General features: G+C 63.2%; 21 protein-coding genes and 1 tRNA gene. 13 read left to right on the plus strand and 9 right to left on the minus strand.

What is annotated here, in order from left to right:
* The first annotated feature begins 6 nt into the window (after positions 1-6).
* The 3 genes from VK792_RS09800 to VK792_RS09810 are packed head-to-tail and all read left to right on the plus strand — an operon-like array spanning position 7 to position 3,594.
* Entirely contained in the window at positions 7-273 is a 267-nt protein-coding gene (locus VK792_RS09800) for a sarcosine oxidase subunit delta (RefSeq protein ID WP_326297295.1), read from the plus strand.
* Complete coding sequence (locus VK792_RS09805; RefSeq protein ID WP_326297297.1) at positions 270-3,098, plus strand: 2Fe-2S iron-sulfur cluster-binding protein; 2,829 nt, start codon at positions 270-272, stop codon at positions 3,096-3,098. Before VK792_RS09800 ends, VK792_RS09805 begins: the two co-directional genes overlap by 4 nt.
* Positions 3,091-3,594: a hypothetical protein gene (locus VK792_RS09810; RefSeq protein ID WP_326297298.1), complete on the plus strand. Its 504-nt coding sequence runs from the start codon at positions 3,091-3,093 to the stop codon at positions 3,592-3,594. Before VK792_RS09805 ends, VK792_RS09810 begins: the two co-directional genes overlap by 8 nt.
* Positions 3,595-3,652: 58 nt before the next feature.
* On the opposite strand, the gene VK792_RS09815 is transcribed toward VK792_RS09810, so the two are convergent.
* The 5 genes from VK792_RS09815 to VK792_RS09835 all read right to left on the minus strand — a co-directional run bounded on the left by VK792_RS09815 (position 3,653) and on the right by VK792_RS09835 (position 10,006).
* Positions 3,653-5,278 carry an ABC transporter substrate-binding protein gene (locus tag VK792_RS09815; RefSeq protein ID WP_326297299.1) on the minus strand — a complete coding sequence of 542 codons (1,626 nt, stop codon included), beginning with the start codon at positions 5,276-5,278 and terminating at the stop codon, positions 3,653-3,655.
* A gap of 465 nt (positions 5,279-5,743) precedes the next feature.
* Positions 5,744-5,819, minus strand: a tRNA-Thr gene (locus VK792_RS09820).
* Positions 5,820-6,136: 317 nt separating this feature from the next.
* Positions 6,137-7,690, minus strand: coding sequence for a heme biosynthesis protein HemY (locus tag VK792_RS09825; protein WP_326297300.1), 1,554 nt, complete (start codon positions 7,688-7,690; stop codon positions 6,137-6,139).
* A gap of 9 nt (positions 7,691-7,699) precedes the next feature.
* Positions 7,700-9,154: a COG4223 family protein gene (locus VK792_RS09830; protein WP_326297302.1), complete on the minus strand. Its 1,455-nt coding sequence runs from the start codon at positions 9,152-9,154 to the stop codon at positions 7,700-7,702.
* Between the two features lie 63 nt (positions 9,155-9,217).
* Complete coding sequence (locus tag VK792_RS09835; protein WP_326297303.1) at positions 9,218-10,006, minus strand: uroporphyrinogen-III synthase; 789 nt, start codon at positions 10,004-10,006, stop codon at positions 9,218-9,220.
* Between the two features lie 18 nt (positions 10,007-10,024).
* Between VK792_RS09835 and tsaD the strand changes: the two genes are divergently transcribed.
* From tsaD to VK792_RS09860, 5 genes are all read left to right on the plus strand, one after another.
* Entirely contained in the window at positions 10,025-11,107 is a 1,083-nt protein-coding gene (gene tsaD / locus VK792_RS09840) for a tRNA (adenosine(37)-N6)-threonylcarbamoyltransferase complex transferase subunit TsaD (RefSeq protein WP_326297304.1), read from the plus strand.
* Entirely contained in the window at positions 11,104-12,060 is a 957-nt protein-coding gene (locus VK792_RS09845) for an NAD(P)H-dependent glycerol-3-phosphate dehydrogenase (protein ID WP_326297305.1), read from the plus strand. The genes tsaD and VK792_RS09845 overlap by 4 nt, the downstream gene beginning before the upstream one ends.
* Positions 12,057-12,329 (plus strand): YciI family protein, encoded by a 273-nt coding sequence (locus tag VK792_RS09850; protein WP_326297307.1) that lies wholly within the window; start codon positions 12,057-12,059, stop codon positions 12,327-12,329. Before VK792_RS09845 ends, VK792_RS09850 begins: the two co-directional genes overlap by 4 nt.
* On the plus strand, positions 12,329-12,748 hold the full coding sequence (locus VK792_RS09855; protein WP_326297308.1) for an EVE domain-containing protein: 420 nt from the start codon (positions 12,329-12,331) through the stop codon (positions 12,746-12,748). The genes VK792_RS09850 and VK792_RS09855 overlap by 1 nt, the downstream gene beginning before the upstream one ends.
* Positions 12,749-12,817: 69 nt before the next feature.
* Entirely contained in the window at positions 12,818-13,213 is a 396-nt protein-coding gene (locus VK792_RS09860; protein WP_326297309.1) for a DUF1761 domain-containing protein, read from the plus strand.
* Positions 13,214-13,431: 218 nt separating this feature from the next.
* Here VK792_RS09860 and VK792_RS09865 read toward each other — a convergent pair whose 3' ends face one another.
* Complete coding sequence (locus VK792_RS09865) at positions 13,432-13,773, minus strand: DUF2853 family protein (RefSeq protein WP_326297311.1); 342 nt, start codon at positions 13,771-13,773, stop codon at positions 13,432-13,434.
* 198 nt (positions 13,774-13,971) lie between these two features.
* Positions 13,972-15,363: an adenosylhomocysteinase gene (ahcY, locus tag VK792_RS09870; protein WP_326297312.1), complete on the minus strand. Its 1,392-nt coding sequence runs from the start codon at positions 15,361-15,363 to the stop codon at positions 13,972-13,974.
* Positions 15,364-15,584: 221 nt separating this feature from the next.
* Here ahcY and VK792_RS09875 point away from each other — a divergent pair, with 221 nt between their 5' ends.
* The 3 genes from VK792_RS09875 to VK792_RS09885 are packed head-to-tail and all read left to right on the plus strand — an operon-like array spanning position 15,585 to position 16,684.
* Positions 15,585-16,202: an HD family hydrolase gene (locus VK792_RS09875; protein ID WP_326297313.1), complete on the plus strand. Its 618-nt coding sequence runs from the start codon at positions 15,585-15,587 to the stop codon at positions 16,200-16,202.
* Complete coding sequence (locus VK792_RS09880) at positions 16,199-16,327, plus strand: GNAT family N-acetyltransferase (RefSeq protein WP_326297314.1); 129 nt, start codon at positions 16,199-16,201, stop codon at positions 16,325-16,327. The genes VK792_RS09875 and VK792_RS09880 overlap by 4 nt, the downstream gene beginning before the upstream one ends.
* Positions 16,328-16,684 (plus strand): GNAT family N-acetyltransferase, encoded by a 357-nt coding sequence (locus VK792_RS09885; protein WP_326297315.1) that lies wholly within the window; start codon positions 16,328-16,330, stop codon positions 16,682-16,684.
* A gap of 159 nt (positions 16,685-16,843) precedes the next feature.
* Here the strand turns inward: VK792_RS09885 and VK792_RS09890 are convergent, their stop codons facing one another.
* Both VK792_RS09890 and VK792_RS09895 read right to left on the minus strand, forming a co-directional pair.
* Positions 16,844-17,398 (minus strand): ActR/PrrA/RegA family redox response regulator transcription factor, encoded by a 555-nt coding sequence (locus VK792_RS09890; protein ID WP_326297316.1) that lies wholly within the window; start codon positions 17,396-17,398, stop codon positions 16,844-16,846.
* A gap of 78 nt (positions 17,399-17,476) precedes the next feature.
* On the minus strand, positions 17,477-18,097 hold the full coding sequence (locus tag VK792_RS09895; protein ID WP_326297317.1) for an SCO family protein: 621 nt from the start codon (positions 18,095-18,097) through the stop codon (positions 17,477-17,479).
* 109 nt (positions 18,098-18,206) lie between these two features.
* Between VK792_RS09895 and regB the strand changes: the two genes are divergently transcribed.
* Together regB and VK792_RS09905 are read left to right on the plus strand one after the other, a co-directional pair.
* Positions 18,207-19,598, plus strand: coding sequence for a sensor histidine kinase RegB (regB, locus tag VK792_RS09900; RefSeq protein WP_326297318.1), 1,392 nt, complete (start codon positions 18,207-18,209; stop codon positions 19,596-19,598).
* A gap of 75 nt (positions 19,599-19,673) precedes the next feature.
* The gene (locus VK792_RS09905) at positions 19,674-21,194 is read left to right on the plus strand and encodes a PAS-domain containing protein (RefSeq protein ID WP_326297319.1); all 1,521 of its coding nucleotides are present in this window, start codon (positions 19,674-19,676) and stop codon (positions 21,192-21,194) included.
* Positions 21,195-21,235: the final 41 nt, after the last annotated feature.

Below are 21,235 nucleotides of genomic sequence, written 5' to 3' on the forward strand. Positions count from 1 at the left end.
GAGAGCATGCAGCAGTTTCCCTGTCCCTTCTGTGGCCTCCGTGACGAGACCGAATTTCACTTTGGTGCCGAGGCGGGCAAGCACCGCCCCGAACCCGCACCCGATGTCTCGGATGCCGATTGGGCAGACTACCTCTATGGCACCGACGCGCCCAAGGGGGCCGCGCGCGAAGTCTGGGTGCACCTGACCTGCGGTGAATTCTTTGTCATGACCCGCGACACCGTCACACGCGCGGTTCTTGGTGCTGACGCCTTGCCGGGGCGCAACATATGAGCGGCTGGCGGCACCCCACGCTGGGCGCGGTCGACCGCGCGCGCCCGCTGGCGTTTGACTTTGACGGGCAGGCGCTTTCGGGGTTCGCGGGCGATACGCTGGCTTCGGCCCTGCTGGCGGGCGGGCCGCGCATTCTGGGACGCAGTTTCAAATACCACCGCCCGCGCGGGCTGTGGGGGATGGGCGGCGAAGAACCCAACGCCATTCTGGATGTGACGATCGATGGACAGACCACGCCCAATCTGCGCGCCACTACCGAAGGCCTGCGCGACGGCATGGCGTTGCGTTCGGTCAACGCGGCACCGGATGCGGCGCGCGACCGGTTCGGGATCATGGATATTGCCCACAGGTTTCTGCCCGCCGGGTTTTACTACAAGACCTTTATGGCACTTGGCTGGATGCGGTGGGAGCCGATGATCCGCCGCATGGCCGGGTTGGGGCGACTGGATGGCACGCATCACCCACCCGCCGAGACACCCTCGATCAACGCCACGTGCGACGTGTTGGTGATCGGCGCGGGCCCTGCAGGGCTGGCGGCGGCTCGGGCCGCGGCCACCGAGGGCCGCTCGGTCTGGCTGGTGGACGAGGCCGTGCAGCCCGGGGGCAGCCTTCGCTGGCGCGGTGGTGACATCGACGGGGCGCCCTGGCCGGATTTCGTGGCCGACACCTGCGCGGCTGTTCACTCCGCCGGTGGGCGCATCCTGACCGACACCGTGCTGTGGGGCGCGTTCGACCACGGGCTTTACGCCGCTTGGGAACGGCGCAGCGATCGGCCCGACCGCCATTGGCGCTTGCGCGCGCAAGACGTGGTGCTGGCGGCGGGCGCGATCGAACGACCCTTGTGGTTTGCCAATAACGACCTGCCCGGCGTGATGTCATCCGAGGCAGCTTTACACTACCTGCACCTGTATGGCGGCGTCGCCGGGCGGTGCATCGTGCTGGCCTGTGCCAATGACGCGCCTTATGCCACCGCCGCAGCGTTGGCGCAGGCGGGCTGCCAGGTTACGCTGGTCGATGCCCGTCGCGACACGCCCACGGCCCCCGACGGTGTGCACCTGCTGCGCGGCGCGCGGGTAGACCGCGCCCATGGCCTGCGAGAGGTCGGGGCGGTGTCCGTGGAGGGCCAGTATATCGACTGTGACACGGTGCTGGTGTCGGGCGGGTTCACCCCGTCTGTCCACCTGCATTGTCAGGCGGGTGGCAAGCTGGATTTCGACCCCGCCACCGATGCGCTGATCCCGCGTGCAGGCACCGCGTCGATCCGCACGGCCGGCGCGGCAAACGGTGCCTTTGGTCTGACCACGGCGCTGGCGCAGGGGCATGTGGCAGGCGGTGGTTCTGGCCCCGCACCGCGCGCCACCACGCCCGACTGGACCCTTTCGCCCATGCGCCCCGTTCCCGGCACAAAGGGGCGGGTCTGGATCGACCCACAGAATGATGTAACGCTCAAGGATGTGCGTATCGCAGCGCAGGAAGGATACAGATCGGTCGAGCATCTGAAGCGCTACACCACCCTTGGCATGGCGACCGATCAGGGGCGCAGCGCCAATTTCGCAGGTCTGGCTGCGATGGCGGCGCTGACTGGGCAAACCATCCCCGAAACCGGTACCACCACATATCGCCCGCCGTTCACGCCGGTGCCCCTGTCCGTCATCGGCGGGATGCGGCGAGGCGAGGCGTTTTCTCCCCCCAAACGGCTGCCGCTTGAGGGCCAGCACCGCGCAATTGGCGCACAGTTTCGCGAATATGGCGGTTGGCTGCGCCCCGCCCATTACGGCTCGGACGAGGCCAGCGCCCAACAAACCGAGGCCCGCATCGCGCGACAGGTCGCGGGGCTTTATGATGCCTCGCCCCTTGGCAAGATCGAGGTGCTGGGCCCGGATGCCGCCGCGCTGCTGGATTTTTGCGGCTATGTACGCATGTCGACGCTGAAACCGGGGCGCGCGCGCTATGGCTTTATGCTGTCGGAAACCGGCATTGTGCATGACGATGGCGTGGTGTTGCGGCTGGCCGAAGATCACTTCGTCGTCTCGGCCTCGTCCAGCCATGTCACTTCGGTCCGGCTGATTCTTGAAGAGGCTCGGCAAGACACGTTCAACCCGGCCAGCGTGTTTCTTCACGATGTCACCGCGCATTGGGTGACCATGACGGTCAGTGGCCCCGCTGCCCGCGCGCTGATCGCCGGCGCCGGGATAGACCTGCCCGACCTGCCCCACATGGGGGTGAGCGAAACCACATGGCAGGGCCACCCGATGCGCGTCGCGCGGATCAGCTTTACCGGTGATGCGTCGTGGGAAATGTCGGTGCCCGCGCGGCACGGTGCCGCCCTGTTTGCGACGCTGGACGCCGCCCGGCAGACCCATGGCGCGGTCTGGATCGGGCTTGAGGCACTGATGCTTTTGCGCGCCGAAAAGGGCTATATTCTAATCGGCAAGGATACCGATGGCATCACCATGCCCCATGATCTGGGCTGGGGCGGGCCGCGCGACAAACGGGCCGACGAATACTTCGGACGCCGGTCGCTGTTCACGCCCGAGGCGCGGCGCCCCGACCGGCGGCAGCTTGTGGGGCTGGAAACCACCGGCACACCGCTGCCGACCGGGGCACATGTGCTGGCCGCCGATGGCCCGCGCCGGTCGGTTGGGTTCGTCACCTCAAGCTATCACAGCCCAACCCTTGGCCGCCCCATCGCGCTGGCCATGATCGAGGCCGGGCGCGACCGCATCGGGCAAGAGGTGACCGTGTTCCATCTTGGTGAAACCGTCAGCGCCCGCATCTCGGCGGCCTGTGCCTTTGATCCGGAGGGAGAGCGCCTGAATGGTTGAACGTGACTGGGCCTCGCGCATGCCGGACCCCGGCGCGACCCTGACGGGGGAGGGGTTGTTGATCACCTGCCACCGGCAAGCGGGGGCGACACTGGTGTCGGGCGATCTGGACGCGGCCCTTGCGGCGCTTGCCCCCGGTGCGTCGATGTTGGGGCTGCTGGACCCAGTGCCAACGGTCCCTTTCGTCCTGCGCATCGCGCGCGACCGCGCGCTGGTCTGCTCTGACCGCCCGCTGGGAATCAGTGGCTGGCACGATAGCTTTGCGGCCTCATCGGCCGATGATCTGTATCTGGAAATCACGGTAACGGGGCCACGCGCATCCGAGGTCGTCGCGGCCTGCCTGTCGGCCCCGGCAGGATCGCCGTCTACCGCCACCTTGTTTGCAGGAATTGGCGCGCTGGTCGCAGGCTTGCCCGATGGTGTCAGCTTGCGGGTGCAGACACCCGACGCTGCCGCGCTTTGGGCGCATCTGGCCCGTCTGATCGCAGTTCTGTAGATCGCAGGGGGTCACGAGAAACCGGGGGCACCGCTGAAACGATGCCCCCTTTGCAGGCTCATGCCTTCAGGTAGATGTCGTGCAGGTCCAGTTGATAGAACGGATGCACATCGACATTGGCGAATTTGCCGTTCGAGTGGTTGAAGACCGAGCGCCAATAGGCCTGGATCAACACCCCTTCGTCCTGCATGATCTTTTGCATCTTGGCCATGATTTCGCGCCGGGCGTCGGCGTCGGCGACCGACAGACCCTGTTCCAGAAGGCTGTCAAATTCTGCATTCGAGAACGCGCTTTCGTTCCACGCCGCGCCGGATTTGTACGCCAGCGCCATGATCTGGATACCCAGCGGGCGCGGGCCCCATTCGGTGGCCGAGAACGGGTATTTCGTCCAGTCATTCCAGAAGGTCGCGCCAGGCAGGACCGTGCGCTTGATATTCAGACCGGCATCGCGCATCTGCGCCGCGATCGCATCGCAAGTGTTTTTCTGCCAGTCGGTATCGAGCGAGATCAGCTCGAACCCGGTATCGGCATGGCCGGCTGCGGCGACCATCGCCACGCCTTTGGCAGGGTCATGTTCCTGCGGTGGTAGTTGGGCATATTCGGGGTGCACCGGGCAGACATGGTGGTTTTCACCCGTCAAGCTAAGCCCGCCGATCCCCAGTTCCAGCACCAGCGCGTTGTCCACCGTCATCTGGATACCGCGCCGTGCGTCGCGATTGTCATAAGGCGCAGACAATTGGTTAAACCGCACGGCCAGTGTGTTTGCCGTGACGGCCTCGGTCTTTTCCCAGCCGATCCCGTCGAACAACTGCACGAAATCGCCATCGGTGCGATAGGTCAGGTCGATTTCGTCACCTTCCGCCGCAGCAACCAGCGCCGATTGGTCGGTGCCGAGGTCGGTGAATTCGATCCGGTCCAGCCAGCCGCCATCGCGCCAGTAGTCATGGTTGGGGTTGCGCACCAGAACAGCCTTTACCCCGGTTTCATAGCTTTCGGGCAGATAGGCACCGGTGCCGATCGGCGCGGCCACCGGATCGCCACCCATGAAGCTGCGATGCACCACCGCCGCCGGATAGTCCGACAGCGCCGCCATGATGCTGATGTCAGGCGCGCTCAGGTTCAGCCGGACGGTGTGATCGTCGATGACTTCCACCGCGCCGGTGCGCAGTTTCTTGGTCTCTGCATCCTGAAGGGCCGCCACGCGCGATGCCATAGAGTTGCCTTCGACGGTGCCGTCCGCCCAGAAGTCGAAGTTGTGCACCACGTCCACCGCTCCGAAATCATCACCGTTGTTCCATTTCACACCCCGGCGCAGGTTCAGCGTGTATTGCGTGGCGTCGGCATTGGCCTCCCAGCTTTCGACCAGACCGCCGGTCACGCTGCCATCGCGGTTGAACAGGGTCATGTAGTCCAGCCACCCACGGCAGAAGTTGGCGTATTCCGTCCAGTCCCACAGGCGCGGTTCTTTCATCGCCTTGGTTTCCATGTTCACACGCAGGGTACCGCCGCGTTGGGCCTGGGCCTGGACCGGTGTTGGAAGTGCTGCCCCGATCAGGCCATAGGCTGTCGCCGCGGATACGCCCAGCATCGTGGACCGGCTAAGAAATTCGCGCCGGTCCATCAGGCCTGCGCGATATTCATGAGCGTACATGCGCGCCGCAGGGTGAATGGTCTTGGTCATCATGTCAGTCTCCCATTCCTGTTGGTGTGGTTTTGATTCTTGGACACATGTGTCTAGGAGCCAGCATTGCGCCGCTCTGCCGCTGCGTCAACAATTTGCAGCGCAGGCGATTTCCGTCCCGGCCCCGCCGATTCAAACCCGAGTGAGGCGTGTGAAATCGCATCGGCATCAAAGCGCGCCCCGCCACTACGCAGGGCGCCCTCTTTTCACCATTGAGCTTCTATTTGGTGGCGTTCCTGATCCCGACGCTCATTTTGAGGTCGATCAGTCGCGCCCTGAACGCTTCACCCGTTTCATAGGTAACAAGGTTCACTTCTCAAAAGAGAACGTGCCAAGTATCCACACTGAGCACTTCGTGGCCTTTGAGCGAGTTTTCCAGAGTATCGAGAGGATTGTTGGTGAGGCGGACCAACACCGGTCGCGGCGAGCGCAGGCAACCGACCCAAACATCTGACTTCCTGAGAAGGATGGTGCCGGTGAAGGGACTCGAACCCCCGACCCCATCATTACGAATGACGTGCTCTACCAGCTGAGCTACACCGGCATCCTTCTCTGTCGCGGCCCTATCCGGGCCTGGTCGCTACGATGCGCCGCGTCAAGCCAACTGGTCTCAAACAAACTGCGCGAGTGAACCCGCGACCTACGAATGACGTGTTTGACCAGTTCATCTGCACCGGCGTTTCGCAAGACCCTTAGCAGGCAGCGATCCAAAGCCATGCGCAGCGGTCTCCCGCAACCCTGTGCTTCGGTGCGAAGCGCATACATGCCTTCTGGTCCGATCTCAAGACCTCAAGTGCGTGTCACGTCGCATATCGGCAAAAATGAAACCGGGCCCCGCATCGGGACCCGGTGGACGTATCTTCAGGCTTGTTCGGCCTTCTTTTCAGGGGGCGTTTCTTCGGCCTCTGGCGGCGTATCGGCAGCCTTGTCCTCGGGGTCGGTTGCTGCGTCTTCGACAACCGGAATGACGGGGTCGATGATCTCGACATCGGCGGCAACGGGCAAATCGGGCTCTGGGGCCGGATCGGTAGGGCCGACCAGCAGCGGCAGCATTTCGGCGCCGCCGGGCAGGGCGACTTCGCTTTGTGGAGGTGTCGTCCAGCTGAGCGTATCGAACCCGCCGCAGTTTTCGCAGACCGGTCCCCAGTTGCTGTGGATGTGTTTACAGTTGTCGCAAACCCATTGCTGGCCGCGTGGCGCGGTCAGCGCCCGGGCCAGCCAACCGCGCACCACTGCATCGGACGCACCTTCGCCGCGTTCGATCGCGGCCATGATGGTCAGGACGCGGGCATCGGGCTGCACGTCTGCCAGATCACCCATGGCGCGGCGCGCGGCGGGGAAGTCCTCGGCCGCGATGTTCAGCTCTGCCAGCAGCATGCGGGTTTCCGGGTGGTCCGGCTTGATCTTGGTCAGCTGCTGAAACCGCTTCAGCCGATCCTCTGCGCTCTCCGTTGGTTCGATCGCGGCAAAGGCGGCGGCCAGGTCGGGATGCGGTTCGATTTCCCAGGCTTTCTTCAGCATCCGCACGGCAAGGCGCGGGCGCTGCTGTTCAATATAGCTGCGTGCGGCCATGGCGACGGCGGGGATCAGGTCGGGCGATTTCTTGGCTGCGGTGATCGCGGTTTCGCGTGCCTCGTCAGACTTGCCTTCGTCCAGGATATCTTTCGCTTCGGACAGGGCCAGAACCGCATCGCGGCGCTTGTGCACGTCGCGCGGCAAGGTGCCTGTCTTCAGTTTGGTCGCCAGCGTCGCCCGCGCCCCGCGCCAGTCCGCGGCACCCGCTTGCAGTTTCAGCAGAACGTCCTGCACCTCTTCGTGCTTGGGTTTGATGGCAAACGCCTTTTCGGCCAGCTTCAGCGCGGTGTCTGTGTCCCCCTCGGCCAACTTCTGCTTCATCAAGCCGCGCACGCCGACAAAGCGGGTGGTGTCGTTCTGAACAAGACGCTTGTAGATTTTCTCGGCCTTGTCGCGATCGCCGGTCAGTTCCGCTGCCTGCGCTGTGATCAGGTCGGTCAGCTCGGGCTTTCGCAGGTACTTGTTGGCCTTCTCGGCCTTGGCGATCGCCAGTCGCCCTTCGCCAGACGCCAGTGCCATCAAGCCTTCGGAAAGCGCCTGAAATCCTTTGCGTTCACGATTGCGGTCGAAATAACGCGATACGGCGGTTTCGTCGCCGTTGATGAATCGCAGGATCGCGATCAGCAGCGACACCAGTTTGAACAGCACCCACAGCCCGGCAACGATGATCAGCGATCCAATGATCATCTCGATCGGGCCCAGGGTGTATTCCTGTCCGTTCAGAACGATCTGCGCCTGCGCCAGCCCGGTGCCGTCATTGTCCAGCAAATAGCCCGCGCCAAGGGTCAACGCAGCGATCAGCGCGACGAAAACGACAATCTTAATCAACGACCAAAGCATGTCTGACCCTTATTCCTTGTTCAATTCCTGGCCCAGCTGGGCCACGGCCGAAAGTGCATTTGCGCGGGCATCTGCCCCGGTACGCCAATCGGCCATCTTTTCCTGTGCAACGCCGGGCAGGGCGTCGAGTTCCGACAACGTCGTTTCCAGATCGCCCGACCGCAACGCGGCTTCGGCCCGCGACAGGACCGCGTCCGGGTCGTCGCCGTCCCGTGGCGTGACGGATCTTGCACCAAGCTGCGCCCTCAGGAACGCACCGAAACCGCTTGCGCCGGTGTCATCCGCCGCGCGGGCTGCGGCCAGGGCGGATCGCGCGGCATCAGGGAACGATTCGATCAATGCGGTCAGCGTCGGCACTCCGTCCGCAGCATGCGCCGACAGGCCAGATGGGATCGTCGTGCCGCTGGCGACGGTCAGTTGTGACAGCGATTCGGCAAAAGGTGCGCCGTTGTCGACCGCTGCGGTGATTTCCGCCAACGCGGCGCGCGCCTTGGCCAAAATTGCATCGTTGCCCGCTGCCTGTTGGGCGGCAAAGGCTTCGGCGGCCATGGTCTTGATCTCGTCGCGCTGAGCGGTGATTTCCGACCGCAGCGTATCAAGCTCACGTTCATAGGCAGCGATGGCTTCGGGCGATACCGCGGCTTCCATCGGGCGTTTTTCCAGCTCTGCGAGACGGGTTTCGAAGGCGCTCAGCTTGCCCTCAATCTCGTTCAGCGCTGACCCCAGGCCCGTTGCGGTGGCTTGTGCAGCCTGCGCCTGCGCGGCGACGGGCCCAAGGTCGATGGCCGCAACAGCGGCAGAGGTGTCATTCAGTTTGCTGGCCAATCCATCGACGCGGCCGGATAGGTCGGACAGCGTGCCCGACTGTGCGCTCAACGCGCTGCGGGTTTCGGCCTTGAAGGGGTCTTCTTCTTGTCCGAAGGGCCAACCGTTGACGAACGTTCCGGCGCCAAAGCCAATCGCCCCCGCGACGATCCCGCCCAGTACCAACGGGACAAAACCGCCCTTTCGCGCCGGCTCCTGTGTGGGCGGTGGTGCAACGGAGGCAAGGGCTTCGGTTGCGTCTTTAGGTCCACGGTCTTCTTCAGTCCAGTCGTCTTCGCCTGCGTCGGTGTCTTCCGACGGCGCATGATCTGTTTCCGCGGCAGTGGAGCTATCGTCGGCCCTTGCCGGTTCCTCGGGTTTCGCAGGGGCCGCCTCGGCGGGTTCGGGCGTCGCTTCTGTCGCACCCGTTTCGCCAGGCAAGTCATCGGTTGCATCGCCTGCAACCGTGTCAGCCGCGACCGCGTCCTCGACGTTGGGCTCTGCGCTGTCAGAACTTTCCGTCACCGCCGCGTCTTCGGGCTTTGCATCGGCTACATCCGCTTTCGGCTCTTCTTCGACCACGACGGCATCGACGATTTCCTCGGATGTCTCGGTCGCCTTGGTGGATTTGCCGGATTTCGGGCTTTTGGGTTTTGCCACGGTCCTACCTTTTCCTTGCGTCGGCCCATCCTTCGCCGCCTGGTCCTGATGGGCCCGTCACTCTTATTCCCTGTTGTGGAACCGCGCCGCCCGCGATGCAAGGGGCGCAACCGTCGCGGTCATCGCCTTCGCGTCGGGATTCGAGGCAACGCTTACCTCTTTTGCAGGTAGGCTGGCCACCTCGGCCGCAACCGCTTGGCTCATGCAGGCCAAGAATAGCGGTGCATCGCCGCGAAAGCCCGCTGCGAACAGAGCGGCAGTGCGCGGCGAAAACAGCGGCACCACGATCGGCGTATCTCCGCTCAGAACATCTTGCGCCTGTTGGCTCAGGCCGAGGGCGCGTTGGTCATAGATCGGTGCGCTGTCGGTTTGTACGTTTGCAGCGGTCAAACGTACGGAAACGTCACCGCGCGTGTGGGTGCCGTGCAAATGTATCAAGCGCTGCCCCGCCGCCCGTTCACACACAAGGCGCACCAGATCGTCGGCATCACCATTGGCGGACAGGGCGACAAAACCCGCCTCGGTCGCTGCGCGGGCGGTGGCTGCGCCAACGGTGAAACAGGTCAGCCCCGCTGCGTGCCCCCCAAGTGCGCGAAACGCCGCGACAGCGTGAGCCGAGGTCAGGATCACCCCGTCATATGCCCGCAGATCGGGCAGGGGGCCGGTCACCTCGGTTTCGATCAGCGGCGAAATCACAAGCCGCAAGCCGTCGCGGGTGTCCTTCGGCAGGCCCTGCCAGAATCGCTGTCCTGCCGCTTCCGGGCGGGTCATCAAGAGATAGGGGCGTGTATCGAACATGGTCTTGCCGGGATTGTCGGGCCTTCGGTCCGGTGGTACCCCGTCAGTCATCATGAACGCAACGGTTTGGCGATGAACGCAGAGTTGACAATCCTCGGGCTGGAAAGCAGCTGCGACGATACCGCCGCGGCGGTTGTGCGCGGGCGCGATGTCCTGTCGTCCGTGGTCTGGGGCCAGACCGAATTGCACAGCGCCTTTGGCGGCGTGGTGCCGGAACTGGCCGCGCGGGCCCATGCCGAAAAGATCGACCTGTGCGTGGCCGAGGCGCTGGATCGCGCCGAACTGACGTTGCGCGATGTCGACGCCATTGCTGTGACCGCCGGACCGGGACTGATCGGCGGGGTGCTGTCGGGTGTGATGTGCGCCAAGGGGCTGTCGGCGGGGTCGGGCAAACCGTTGGTGGGTGTGAACCACCTTGCGGGCCATGCGCTGACCCCGCGGCTGACGGACAGTCTGCCCTTCCCTTATCTGATGCTGCTGGTGTCGGGCGGGCATTGCCAGTTTCTTCTGGTGCGCGGCCCGCAGGCATTTGAACGCCTGGGCGGTACGATCGACGACGCCCCGGGCGAGGCATTCGACAAGACCGCGCGTCTGCTGGGCCTGCCTCAGCCCGGTGGCCCCTCGGTCGAGGCAGAGGCCAGGACGGGCGACCCCAAGCGGTTTGCCTTTCCGCGTCCGCTGCTGGACCGGCCCGGTTGCGACATGTCCTTTTCCGGGTTGAAAACCGCGTTGCTGCGCCAGCGTGACTCGCTGATCGCGGATCAGGGTGGGCTGACACGGCAGGACCGGGCGGACATGTGCGCCGGCTTTCAAGCTGCGGTCAGCGATGTCTTGCAGGAAAAGACCCGGCGCGCGTTGGATATCTACCTTTCGCATGACCCTGTCTGCCCGGGATTTGCGATCGCCGGGGGCGTGGCGGCGAACCAGGGCATTCGGGCTGCGCTGACCGGACTGTGCGCGCAACATGGCGTGAACTTTGTTGCGCCGCCGCTGGCACTTTGCACCGACAACGCGGCCATGATTGCCTATGCCGGGGCAGAGCTTTTCGCGCTGGGGCAGCGCGATGACATGACCTTGCAGGCACACCCGCGCTGGCCGCTGGACAAATCCGCAGCCCCGCTGCTGGGGTCGGGCAAGAAGGGGGCCAAGGCATGAGCATCGCCATTCTGGGTGCCGGGGCCTTCGGCACCGCGCTGGCCGTGGCGCTGGGCCAGGACCGCCCGGTGACTCTGTGGGGCCGGGACGTGCAGGCGCTGCGCGTCACCCGCCAAACGCCACGCCTGCCCGGTGTGTTCCTGCCCGACGGCGTGACCGTCACCGCCGACCTGGAGCGGGCCTTGGACGCGGCTGCACTCTTGCTCTCGATGCCGATGCAAAGCCTCATGGGATTTGCAGAGACCATCCGTCGTCCCCTGACCGGCAAGGCGCTTGTCGCGTGTTGCAAGGGCATCGACCTGACCACATTGCAAGGCCCGTCGGCCATTCTCGGCGCGCGCTGGCCCGAGGCCACACCCGCAATTCTGACCGGTCCCAGCTTTGCCGCCGATATTGCGCGCGGCCTGCCCACAGCGCTGACGCTGGCCTGTGCTGACGATGTGTTGGGCCAGAGGCTGCAACGCGAACTTTCGACCCAGACTTTGCGCCTGTATCGCAGCACCGATGTCATCGGCGCGGAGCTGGGGGGCGCACTGAAGAACGTGATCGCCATCGCCTGCGGTGTGACCATCGGGGCCGGGCTGGGTGACAGCGCTCGTGCGGCGCTGATGACTCGCGGGTTTGCCGAAATGGCCCGCTATGCCCGCCATCGGGGTGCCGATCCGGCAACATTGGCAGGGCTGTCGGGGTTGGGCGACCTGGCGCTGACCTGCACGTCTGATCTGTCGCGAAACTATCGGTTCGGCCTGTCGATTGGACGCAAGGAAGGCTTTGACTCCAGCGTAACCGTCGAAGGGGCCGCCACCGCCCGTGCCCTGGCCGCAATCGCCAGCGATCACGGCCTGTCGCTTCCGATTACGCAGGCTGTGGCCGCACTGGTTGAATCCCGCGCGACCGTCGATGCTGTATTGCACGATCTATTGTCCCGACCCCTGAAGGAGGAAACCCGATGAAAATTGCGCTGATCGCCAAGGACAAACCCGGTGCGCTGGACATTCGCAAGGCAAACCGGACGGACCATCTGGCCTATATCGAGGCGACGGGCGTCGTCGCCCAGGCTGGTCCACTGCTGGACGGCGCCGGGGAAATGTGCGGCTCTCTTGTCATCCTTGAGGTTGCGGACATGGCGGCGGGCGAGGCTTGGGCTGCGAATGATCCCTATGCAAAGGCGGGACTGTTCGACAGTGTCGAACTGATCGCGTGGAAACAGGTGATTGGCTGATGCGCTACTGGCTTTTCAAGTCTGAACCGTCGACCTGGGGCTGGAACGACCAACTGGCCAAGGGGGACACGGGCGAAGAGTGGAACGGCGTGCGCAATTACCAGGCGCGCAATTTCATGCGTGAAATGGCGCTGGGGGATCGCGGGTTCTTTTATCATTCGCAAAAGGAACGTGCCGTTGTCGGGATCGTCGAGGTCTGCGCGACCTCGCATCCCGACAGCACCACCGACGACCCGCGCTGGGACTGTGTGGATATCAAGGCCGTGGTCTCGGTGAACGCCCCGGTCACGCTGGACCAGATCAAGGCCGATCCGGAACTGGCAGACATGGTGCTGGTGAAGAACTCGCGCCTGTCGGTTCAGCCGGTGACCGAGGCCGAGTGGCAGCGGATCTGCGCGCTGGCGGGCGTTGACGCCTGACTTTCCCCTGTGCCCGCACGTCGCTTTGTTGCAAACTGCGGCGGAATGACGCGCAGACGGAGAGAAAGAATGGAAACCGTGAAAGTCTTGGTCGCGGCGGCGGCCTCTTGGGTGTGGGGGGCGGTCTGGTATATGACGCTGTCAAAACCCTGGCTGCGGGCAGCGGGGATCGAATGCGACCCCGATGGCAAACCGGTTGGCGGCAGCAGCCCGGCGCCCTTCATTCTTTCGGCCCTGTGCATGGTGCTTGTGGCAGGAATGATGCGGCATATGCTGACCATGTCGGGGATCACGACCGTTGGCGGCGCGATGGTGACCGGGGCCGGCATCGGGCTGTTTTTCATCGCACCCTGGACGATGATCAACAATGCTTACGGCATGCGCCCGTTTACGCTGACCTTGATTGATGGTGGCTATGCGGTGGCGGGCTGCACGATCATGGGTCTGGTGCTGGCGCTGTTCTGAGGGCGGGTCAGGGTCCCGACAGGATCGCCGGGACCCGTCTTACCCCGGCGCTCCCACAGCACCACACGGCAATCTGGTTTCTGTCCGGCCATCCTGGCTTGGGGTCAGACTAGCCCGGATCGTGCCTGATCCCAAGAAAATAGCTTTTAAAATCCAATCGATAATAAAACGGCCCCCGGTTGATCCAGGGGCCGTTTCGGAAAACATCGGGGCAGAGCTCAGCCGTAAACGGCTTCTTTGCCGAAGTGCTTGACCAGCAGATAGTAGAACACCGCGCGGTACTTGTTGCGCTCGGACCGGCCATAGGTTTCCACGGTTGCGTTGATCGCATCCATCAACTCGGGGCCATCGGCCAAGCCCAGCTTCTTGATCAGGAAGTTGTTCTTGACGGTTTCCAGTTCGCTGTCCTGGCTGGCGGCCACGGTCGAGGCATCGTCGTTGTAGATCGACGGGCCGCAGCCGATGGTGACCTTGGTCAACAGGTCCATATCGGGTTCCATGCCGCACTTGTTGCGCAGGTCATCGGCATATTTGGCGATCAGTTCGTCACGCTTTCCCATCTTGAGCTCCCACCTTTGTCTTGTTCCGGGGCGGCCAACCTTGGCCTTGGGCCGAATCGTAAGCCCTGAGAACGCGAAGACAAAGGGGAAAATGCGCACGGTGCTTGCTTGCCCTTGGGTCAGGCGGGGCGCCAAACGGACAGCGCCCCGCCGGATCGTCCAGGCGGGGCGCTGCGGCCTCGGGGAACTGTCGCAGGATCAGTAGCGGTAGTGTTCCGGCTTGAACGGGCCTTCGGGCTTGACGCCGATATAGGCGGCCTGTTCGCTTGACAGTTCGGTCAGTTTCACGCCGATCCGGCCCAGGTGCAGGCGTGCAACCTTTTCGTCCAGATGCTTGGGCAGGATGTAGACGCCATTGGCATAATTGTCGCCCCGGGTCCAAAGCTCGATCTGCGCCAGAACCTGGTTGGTGAACGATGCCGACATCACAAAGGACGGGTGGCCGGTGGCATTGCCCAGGTTCAGCAGACGGCCTTCGGACAGCAGGATGATGCGGCTGCCTGACGGCATCTCGATCATGTCGACCTGGTCCTTGATGTTGGTCCATTTATGGTTCTTCAGCGCGGCGACCTGAATTTCGTTGTCGAAATGGCCGATGTTGCCAACAATCGCCATGTCCTTCATCTGGCGCATGTGCTCGATGCGGATCACGTCCTTGTTGCCGGTGGTGGTGATAAAGATGTCGGCGCTGTCAACGACGTCTTCCAGGACCACCACTTCGAAGCCATCCATCGCCGCTTGAAGCGCGCAGATCGGGTCGACTTCTGTCACCTTGACGCGCGCGCCCGCGCCGCGCAGCGATGCGGCAGAGCCTTTGCCGACGTCGCCATAGCCACACACGACCGCGACCTTGCCGGCCATCATGGTGTCAGTGGCGCGGCGGATGCCGTCGACCAGCGATTCCTTGCAGCCGTACTTGTTGTCGAACTTCGACTTGGTCACGCTGTCGTTCACGTTGATCGCGGGGAACGGCAACAGGCCCTGTTTCTGAAGCTCGTAAAGGCGGTGCACGCCGGTGGTGGTTTCCTCGGATACACCCTTGATCGCGTCGCGCTGCCTGGTGAACCAGCCGGGGCTTTCCTTGAGGCGCTTCTTGATCTGGTTGAACAGGCAGACTTCTTCCTCGCTGGTCGGCACGGCGATCAGGTCTTCCTCACCGGCCTCGACCCGCGCACCCAGCAGGATGTACAGCGTCGCGTCGCCGCCATCGTCCAGGATCATGTTGCAGGTGCCTTCCTCGAACTGGAAAATCTTGTCGGTGTAGGACCAGTATTCTTCCAGCGTTTCGCCCTTGATGGCAAAGACCGGCGTGCCACCGGCGGCAATCGCGGCGGCGGCGTGATCCTGGGTCGAGAAGATGTTGCACGATGCCCACCGCACGTCAGCCCCCAGCGCCACCAGCGTTTCGATCAGAACGGCAGTCTGGATGGTCATGTGAAGCGACCCGGCAATCCGGGCGCCCTTCAGCGGTTGTGCGGCGCCGTATTCCTCGCGCAGGGCCATCAGGCCCGGCATTTCGGTTTCGGCGATATCAAGCTCCTTGCGGCCGAAATCGGCCAGAGCGATGTCCTTGATGATGTAGTCGGCCATTGTCGGCTCCTAATCTGTGAATTGGGCGGGTCTTTAGCACCCCAGACATTAACGAGCAATGATGCCGGACGCGGACAGTCGCAAGACCGCCGATCGGGCTCTGGCTGTGCCTGCCGTATCTTCGGTTTCCGATCATGTAGTCCGGATGCCTGTTGTCTGCCATGCAGGTTTGGCAGAATGGTTGATCCGCCGCCGACAAGGCGATAGCCCTTGGCGCAAAGATGGATTTCCGGAAAGGTCTGACCGTGGCAACCATGCCCCGAGCCTGGCAACGAATGCTCTCTGGCCGCAGGCTGGACCTGCTGGACCCGACCCCTGTAGATATCGAGATCGAGGATATCGCCCACGGTCTTGCCTTCGTGGCGCGTTGGAACGGGCAGACCTTTGGCGACTATCCCTATTCCGTTGCCGAACATTCGCTTCTGGTCGAGGCGCTGTTTGCCCGCATGTGCCCAACAGCCACGACGCAAGACCGGCTGGCCGCGCTGCTGCATGACGCACCGGAATATGTCATTGGCGACATGATTTCCCCTGTAAAGGCTGCTGTCGGGCCGGAGTATGGCAAGCTGGACGAACGTCTGACGGCAGCGATCCACATCCGGTTCGGCCTGCCTGCCGTGACACCCGCGAAGCTGAAGAAGCAGATCAAGAAGGCCGACCGCGTCAGCGCCTGGATGGAGGCGACGCAGATCGCAGGTTTTACCGTGGCCGAGGCGGACAAATTCTTTGGCGCCCCCGACCGTGCCCTGATCGCCGGGCTGGACATTCATCTGCGCCCCCCGGTCGAGGTGCGGCGTGATTTCACCCGGCGCCACGCTTCACTGATGGGACAGCTATGATCACCATTCGTCGCGCCACCCAGCTGGATACACGCCAGATGGCGGAACTCCTGAACCAGATCATCGACGCCGGTGGCACCACCGCGATCACTCAGCCGGTCACGCGCGACGCCTTGTGGCAATGAGTGCAGTCCGGCGGCGCAGGCTCGGCCTGGCATGTTGCCGAAGACCGCGATGGTGCCATCCTTGGTTTTCAGTGGGTCGCACCAAACCCCGACCTGCCGCCGGACGCCTGTGAAATCGCCACCTTCGTCCAGACCGGCAAGACCGGGCTCGGCACGGGCTCTCGCTTGTTCGAGACAACGAAATCCGTGGCACGCGCGCTTGGCTACGACTGGATCAGTGCTGAAATCCGCGCCGACAATTCCGGTGGGCTGGCCTATTACCAAAGCCGCGGTTTCGAAGACTATGGTCGCCGTAACGGCGTGGTCCTGGCGGACGGGCTGACAGTGGACAAGGTGCTGAAACGCTTCGACCTCTAAGCGTTCCGTTCGGCCCAAGGCGTGACGCCCCCGCGCCAGAGCGGCAGTCACTCCAACGGCCAATGCCAGGCCGCGTCTATGGCAGCGAGGGGCTGGTCACCAGGAATAGCAGGTCCCTGCCATAAGCCTCGCGCAGGCAAAGGTTTTCAGGGTCGGTAGTCAGCGCGGGCTGCGCTTGGCAAGAATGCGCTGCAGTGTGCGGCGGTGCATGTTCAGACGCCGCGCGGTTTCGCTGACGTTGCGGTCGCACAATTCGTACACCCGCTGAATATGCTCCCAACGCACACGGTCCGCACTCATCGGGTTTTCCGGTGGCGGCGGCATTTCTTCGCCCGTTGCAAGCAAGGCATTGGTGATATCGGTCGCATCGGCAGGTTTCGACAGGTAATCGGTGGCACCGATCTTGACCGCAGCAACGGCGGTGGCAATCGCGCCATATCCGGTCAGCACGACAATGCGGCTGTCGGGGCGTTTTTCACGCAGCACTTCGACCACGTCCAACCCGTTGCCATCCTCAAGCCGCAGGTCAACGACGGCAAAGGCCGGGGGACGGGCTGTGGCAATGGCCTTGCCGGCGGCGACGGAACCAGCCATTTCCACTTCGAAACCGCGCTTTTCCATGGCCTTCGCCAACCGGCGCAGGAACGGTTCGTCGTCATCTACCAAAAGCAGGGTCTTGTCTTCGCCAATGTCGTCCAGAGTGCGCTCGGCCACCAGGTTTCCTCCCCGCCGCGTCTGTTTGACACAGTTCTTTATCCTGTGATGCCGATCCCGTCAAACCACTAGCGTGGGTCAGCTTTTTTCGACGAAACAAGCCACCTTGTCGGCCATCTGCTCTGGCGTCAGTTCGCGCCGGAAAAACTCGACGAACCCGTATTCGGGGAAGACCAGATAGGTAAAGGTCGAATGGTCGACCAGGTAATATTCCTCGTCAGGATCCTGAACCTTGAAATAGGTGCGATACGCCTGGCTTGCGGCCTTGACCTGTTCCGGGCTGCCGGTCAGCCCGATCATGCGCTCATGCATGTTTTGGGCGAAATCGCCGACCACTTCGGGCGTGTCACGCTTCGGATCGATCGAGATGAAAACCGGCGTCACCATCACGCCGCGATCTTCCAGGATATCGACTGCCTCGACGTTGCGGGCATTGTCCAGCGGGCAGACGTCAGGGCAATAGGTATAGCCGAAATACAGCAGCGTCGGCCCGGTGATCACATCCTTGTCGGTTACGGTTTTCCCGGCCGCGTTCACCAGCGTGAAGGGCCCGCCGATCGTTTCGCTTCCTCCCGCGATCTTGCCGGTCCGGCATTGTGCGAACCGGTCGGCATCCGGCGCCGGGCGCGACACGTACCAGACGCCGCCCAACAGGGCTGCTACGGCGACTGCCCCGGCGATTGCTGCGAATTTGACCATGTCGGTTCCTCCTGTTCGTTTCGTCACCGCCGCACCGGAATGCGTTGCGCGTGTTCACCGGGACACCTAACAATTGAAACCACGGGCGCAAGGGGGTGAATGAGCGCAGATGTCTGACACCGAATACGGGCTGCTGAACGAACAGAACCGCACGCACTGGATCCGGTTGCGCACGATGATCCTGCTGCGTTGGTTTGCCATTGTCGGTCAGTTGTCCGCGTTGATCGTGGCGCAGAGGGTCTACAACCTTCAACTGGAATTCGGCCTGTGCTTCCTGGCGGTGGGGGTGTCGGTCGCGGGCAACCTGATCGCGATCTTCGTATTCCCGGAAAACAAGCGCCTGTCGGAATCCGAGAATTTCATGATGGTCCTGTTCGACCTCTTGCAGCTGTGTTTCCTGCTGTTTCTGACCGGCGGTCTGCACAACCCGTTCTCGCTTCTGGTGCTTGGGCCTGTCACGGTGTCGGCGGCGGTGCTGCGGTTGCGGTCAGCGATATTCCTGGGGCTGACGGCCTTTGTCCTGATCACGGTCATGGTGTTTTTTCACTTGCCGCTGATGACCGAAGACGGGTTTGTCCTGCGTATCCCGACCGTCTTCGTCTTTGGTCAATGGGCGGCAATTTCTATCGCCCTTGTGTTTATCTCGCTTTACGCGCGGCGGATCACGCGGGAAATGCACTCGATGGCTGATGCGCTGACGGCAACACAGATGGCGCTGGCCCGGGCGCAGAAGCTGAACGATCTCGGCGGGGTCGTTGCCGCCGCCGCGCATGAACTCGGTACGCCGCTGGCAACGATCAAGCTGACGGCGTCAGAGCTGATCGAGGACCTGCAAGACCGGCCTGATCTGGCCGATGATGCGCGGCTGATCGGCGAACAGACCGACCGTTGCCGCGATATCCTGCGGTCGATGGGGCGGGCGGGCAAGGATGACCTGCATATGCGCCAGGCCCCGCTGTCAGAGGTGCTGCGAGAAGCCGCCGAACCGCACCAGATGCGCGGCAAAGAGATCCTCTTTGAAGAAGGCCCAAGCCATGGTGCCGACCTGGCCCAGCCCCAGATCCTGCGCCGCCCTGAAATCATCCACGGACTGCGCAACCTGGTGCAGAATGCCGTGGACTTCGCCCGTAGCCGCGTCTGGGTCGAAGCGCTGTGGACCGAAGACCATATCTCGGTGCGGATCGTGGACGATGGTCGCGGCTATCCCCCGCACCTGATCGGACGGATTGGCGATCCGTTCGTACGAACCCGCCGGTCCGAAAAGGACAAGGGCCTGCGGCCGGAATACGAAGGCATGGGGCTTGGACTGTTCATCGCCAAGACGCTGCTGGAACGCAGCGGCGCAGAGCTGAGTTTTGCCAACGGATCCGATCCTTACGTGACCAAGAAATCGAACATCGAAAAACGCGGTGCGATTGTCGAAGTCGTGTGGCCACGCGCCCAGATCGTGCCGCAGGATACGCCCGGTGGGCTTGGGGAGAACCAGAGGTTCGAGCCGTGAAATTCACCTCTGGGTTGTTTTTATTAATCTTTCATTAACCAAATTCGTGGCACCTTGGCTGAAAAGGGCTCACGGATGGAAATGGAACCGGCGGTCTGGGGGATGATTGCGCTGGGTGCGTTGGGTGCCGCGGCCATAGTCTTGGCCGTGACCTATCTGTTTCCAAGAGGTCTGCGCGCACGCCGGCACGATCCCGCTCCGGATGTGACCGTCATGGCCTTTGTTCTGAAGGATGATGTGCTGCTGGATGCCAGCGATGGCGCGCTTGGGGCGCTGGGGTTGCCGCAGGACAGCCCGATCTATTGGCGCGATCTCTGGAATGCGCTGACTCCCCGGTTTCCTGACCTGCAACCGGATCTTCCGGACCTTGAAAAGCAAGAATTTGCATCTGCCGGGCAGGACGCGACCCTGCGCATCGTCCAACGTGGCGATCGCCTGCGGGTCGAGGTCAGCGGCGGCGCGCGCCTGCCGCTGGACGGGCAGCGGGCGGCGTTCCTGGATGCCGAACTGGCCCGCCTGCGCGCCGTGGTGCAACGCGCGCCAGAACCGATTTGGCGCACCGCGCCCGATGGCCGTGTCTTGTGGGCGAATGACGCCTGCGAAGCGTTGGCGCTGGATACCGGGGAAATCGCGCTTGTCACCTCGCAACCCGAGGACCGGCCGGAACAGTGGCGTGAGCGACTGGCGGACCGGTCGAACAGCCAGGCTGACGTGCGCTGGTTCGAGGTCGTCTCGCGCCGTGCCGGGCCCGATACGTTGCATTGGGCCACCAACATCGACGCAGTCGTTCGCGCGGAAGAGGCGCAGCGCAACTTCGTCCAGACCTTGACCAAGACCTTTGCCCACCTGCCAATCGGGCTTGCGATCTTTGACCGGAACCGCCAGTTGGCGCTGTTCAATCCGGCGCTGATCGACCTAACGGCATTGCCGGCGGAATTCCTCTCCGGGCGCCCAAATCTGATGACCTTTTTCGATCATCTGCGAGAGGTGCGGATGATGCCGGAACCCAAGAACTATTCAGGTTGGCGCGAACAGCTTGCCGAACTGGTCCGCGCCACCTGTGATGACCGCTATACCGACACCTGGACGTTGCCTTCGGGCCTGACCTACAAGATCACCGGTCGGCCGCATCCCGATGGCGCGATTGCCTTCTTGATCGAGGATATTAGCGCCGAAATCTCGTTGACCCGCCGGTTCCGGGCAGAGTTGCACCAGTCGCTGGCGGTTCTCGATGCGATGTCAGATGCCTATGCCGTGTTTTCGCAGCTTGGCGTTCTGACAATGAGCAACGCGGCCTACCGGGCACTTTGGGGCAACGACCCCGATGGCCGGATGGGTGAAAGCACCATCCCGGACGAATGCAAGGACTGGCGCAGCTTGTGCGAGGATACGCCGGAACTGTCTGAACTGTGCGATACGCTTCAGCAACAGCGGTTGCCACACCCGGTGGAACTGACCGTTCAACACCGGCTTCGCGGGCGCGTTCTGGTGCGGGTTCAGGCGGTGGCAGGGGGAAGCCTGCTGATCCGGTTTACCGCCCGAGACTCTTTGTCGGATGGGGTGGCGCCGGCATGGTCCGCCCGCGCGGCAGAGTAGCGGCGATCGCGCTTGCGGCTGGTGGCGGGGCAGCTAAAGTC

The sequence above is a fragment of the Mesobacterium hydrothermale genome, from assembly GCF_035818635.1.
In the GTDB taxonomy this organism is placed as follows: domain Bacteria; phylum Pseudomonadota; class Alphaproteobacteria; order Rhodobacterales; family Rhodobacteraceae; genus Mesobacterium_A; species Mesobacterium_A hydrothermale.

Coding starts and splice junctions, on each gene's coding strand:
- VK792_RS09895 (WP_326297317.1), bottom strand. CDS start 18,097: ATGGTCAAATTCGCAGCAATCGCCGGGGCAGTCGCCGTAGCAGCCCTG.
- VK792_RS09850 (WP_326297307.1), top strand. CDS start 12,057: ATGAAAATTGCGCTGATCGCCAAGGACAAACCCGGTGCGCTGGACATT.
- VK792_RS09860 (WP_326297309.1), top strand. CDS start 12,818: ATGGAAACCGTGAAAGTCTTGGTCGCGGCGGCGGCCTCTTGGGTGTGG.
- VK792_RS09905 (WP_326297319.1), top strand. CDS start 19,674: ATGGAAATGGAACCGGCGGTCTGGGGGATGATTGCGCTGGGTGCGTTG.
- VK792_RS09800 (WP_326297295.1), top strand. CDS start 7: ATGCAGCAGTTTCCCTGTCCCTTCTGTGGCCTCCGTGACGAGACCGAA.
- VK792_RS09805 (WP_326297297.1), top strand. CDS start 270: ATGAGCGGCTGGCGGCACCCCACGCTGGGCGCGGTCGACCGCGCGCGC.
- VK792_RS09865 (WP_326297311.1), bottom strand. CDS start 13,773: ATGGGAAAGCGTGACGAACTGATCGCCAAATATGCCGATGACCTGCGC.
- VK792_RS09815 (WP_326297299.1), bottom strand. CDS start 5,278: ATGATGACCAAGACCATTCACCCTGCGGCGCGCATGTACGCTCATGAA.
- ahcY (WP_326297312.1), bottom strand. CDS start 15,363: ATGGCCGACTACATCATCAAGGACATCGCTCTGGCCGATTTCGGCCGC.
- VK792_RS09810 (WP_326297298.1), top strand. CDS start 3,091: ATGGTTGAACGTGACTGGGCCTCGCGCATGCCGGACCCCGGCGCGACC.
- regB (WP_326297318.1), top strand. CDS start 18,207: ATGTCTGACACCGAATACGGGCTGCTGAACGAACAGAACCGCACGCAC.
- VK792_RS09855 (WP_326297308.1), top strand. CDS start 12,329: ATGCGCTACTGGCTTTTCAAGTCTGAACCGTCGACCTGGGGCTGGAAC.
- VK792_RS09845 (WP_326297305.1), top strand. CDS start 11,104: ATGAGCATCGCCATTCTGGGTGCCGGGGCCTTCGGCACCGCGCTGGCC.
- VK792_RS09825 (WP_326297300.1), bottom strand. CDS start 7,690: ATGCTTTGGTCGTTGATTAAGATTGTCGTTTTCGTCGCGCTGATCGCT.
- VK792_RS09875 (WP_326297313.1), top strand. CDS start 15,585: ATGGATTTCCGGAAAGGTCTGACCGTGGCAACCATGCCCCGAGCCTGG.
- VK792_RS09835 (WP_326297303.1), bottom strand. CDS start 10,006: ATGATGACTGACGGGGTACCACCGGACCGAAGGCCCGACAATCCCGGC.
- VK792_RS09880 (WP_326297314.1), top strand. CDS start 16,199: ATGATCACCATTCGTCGCGCCACCCAGCTGGATACACGCCAGATGGCG.
- tsaD (WP_326297304.1), top strand. CDS start 10,025: ATGAACGCAGAGTTGACAATCCTCGGGCTGGAAAGCAGCTGCGACGAT.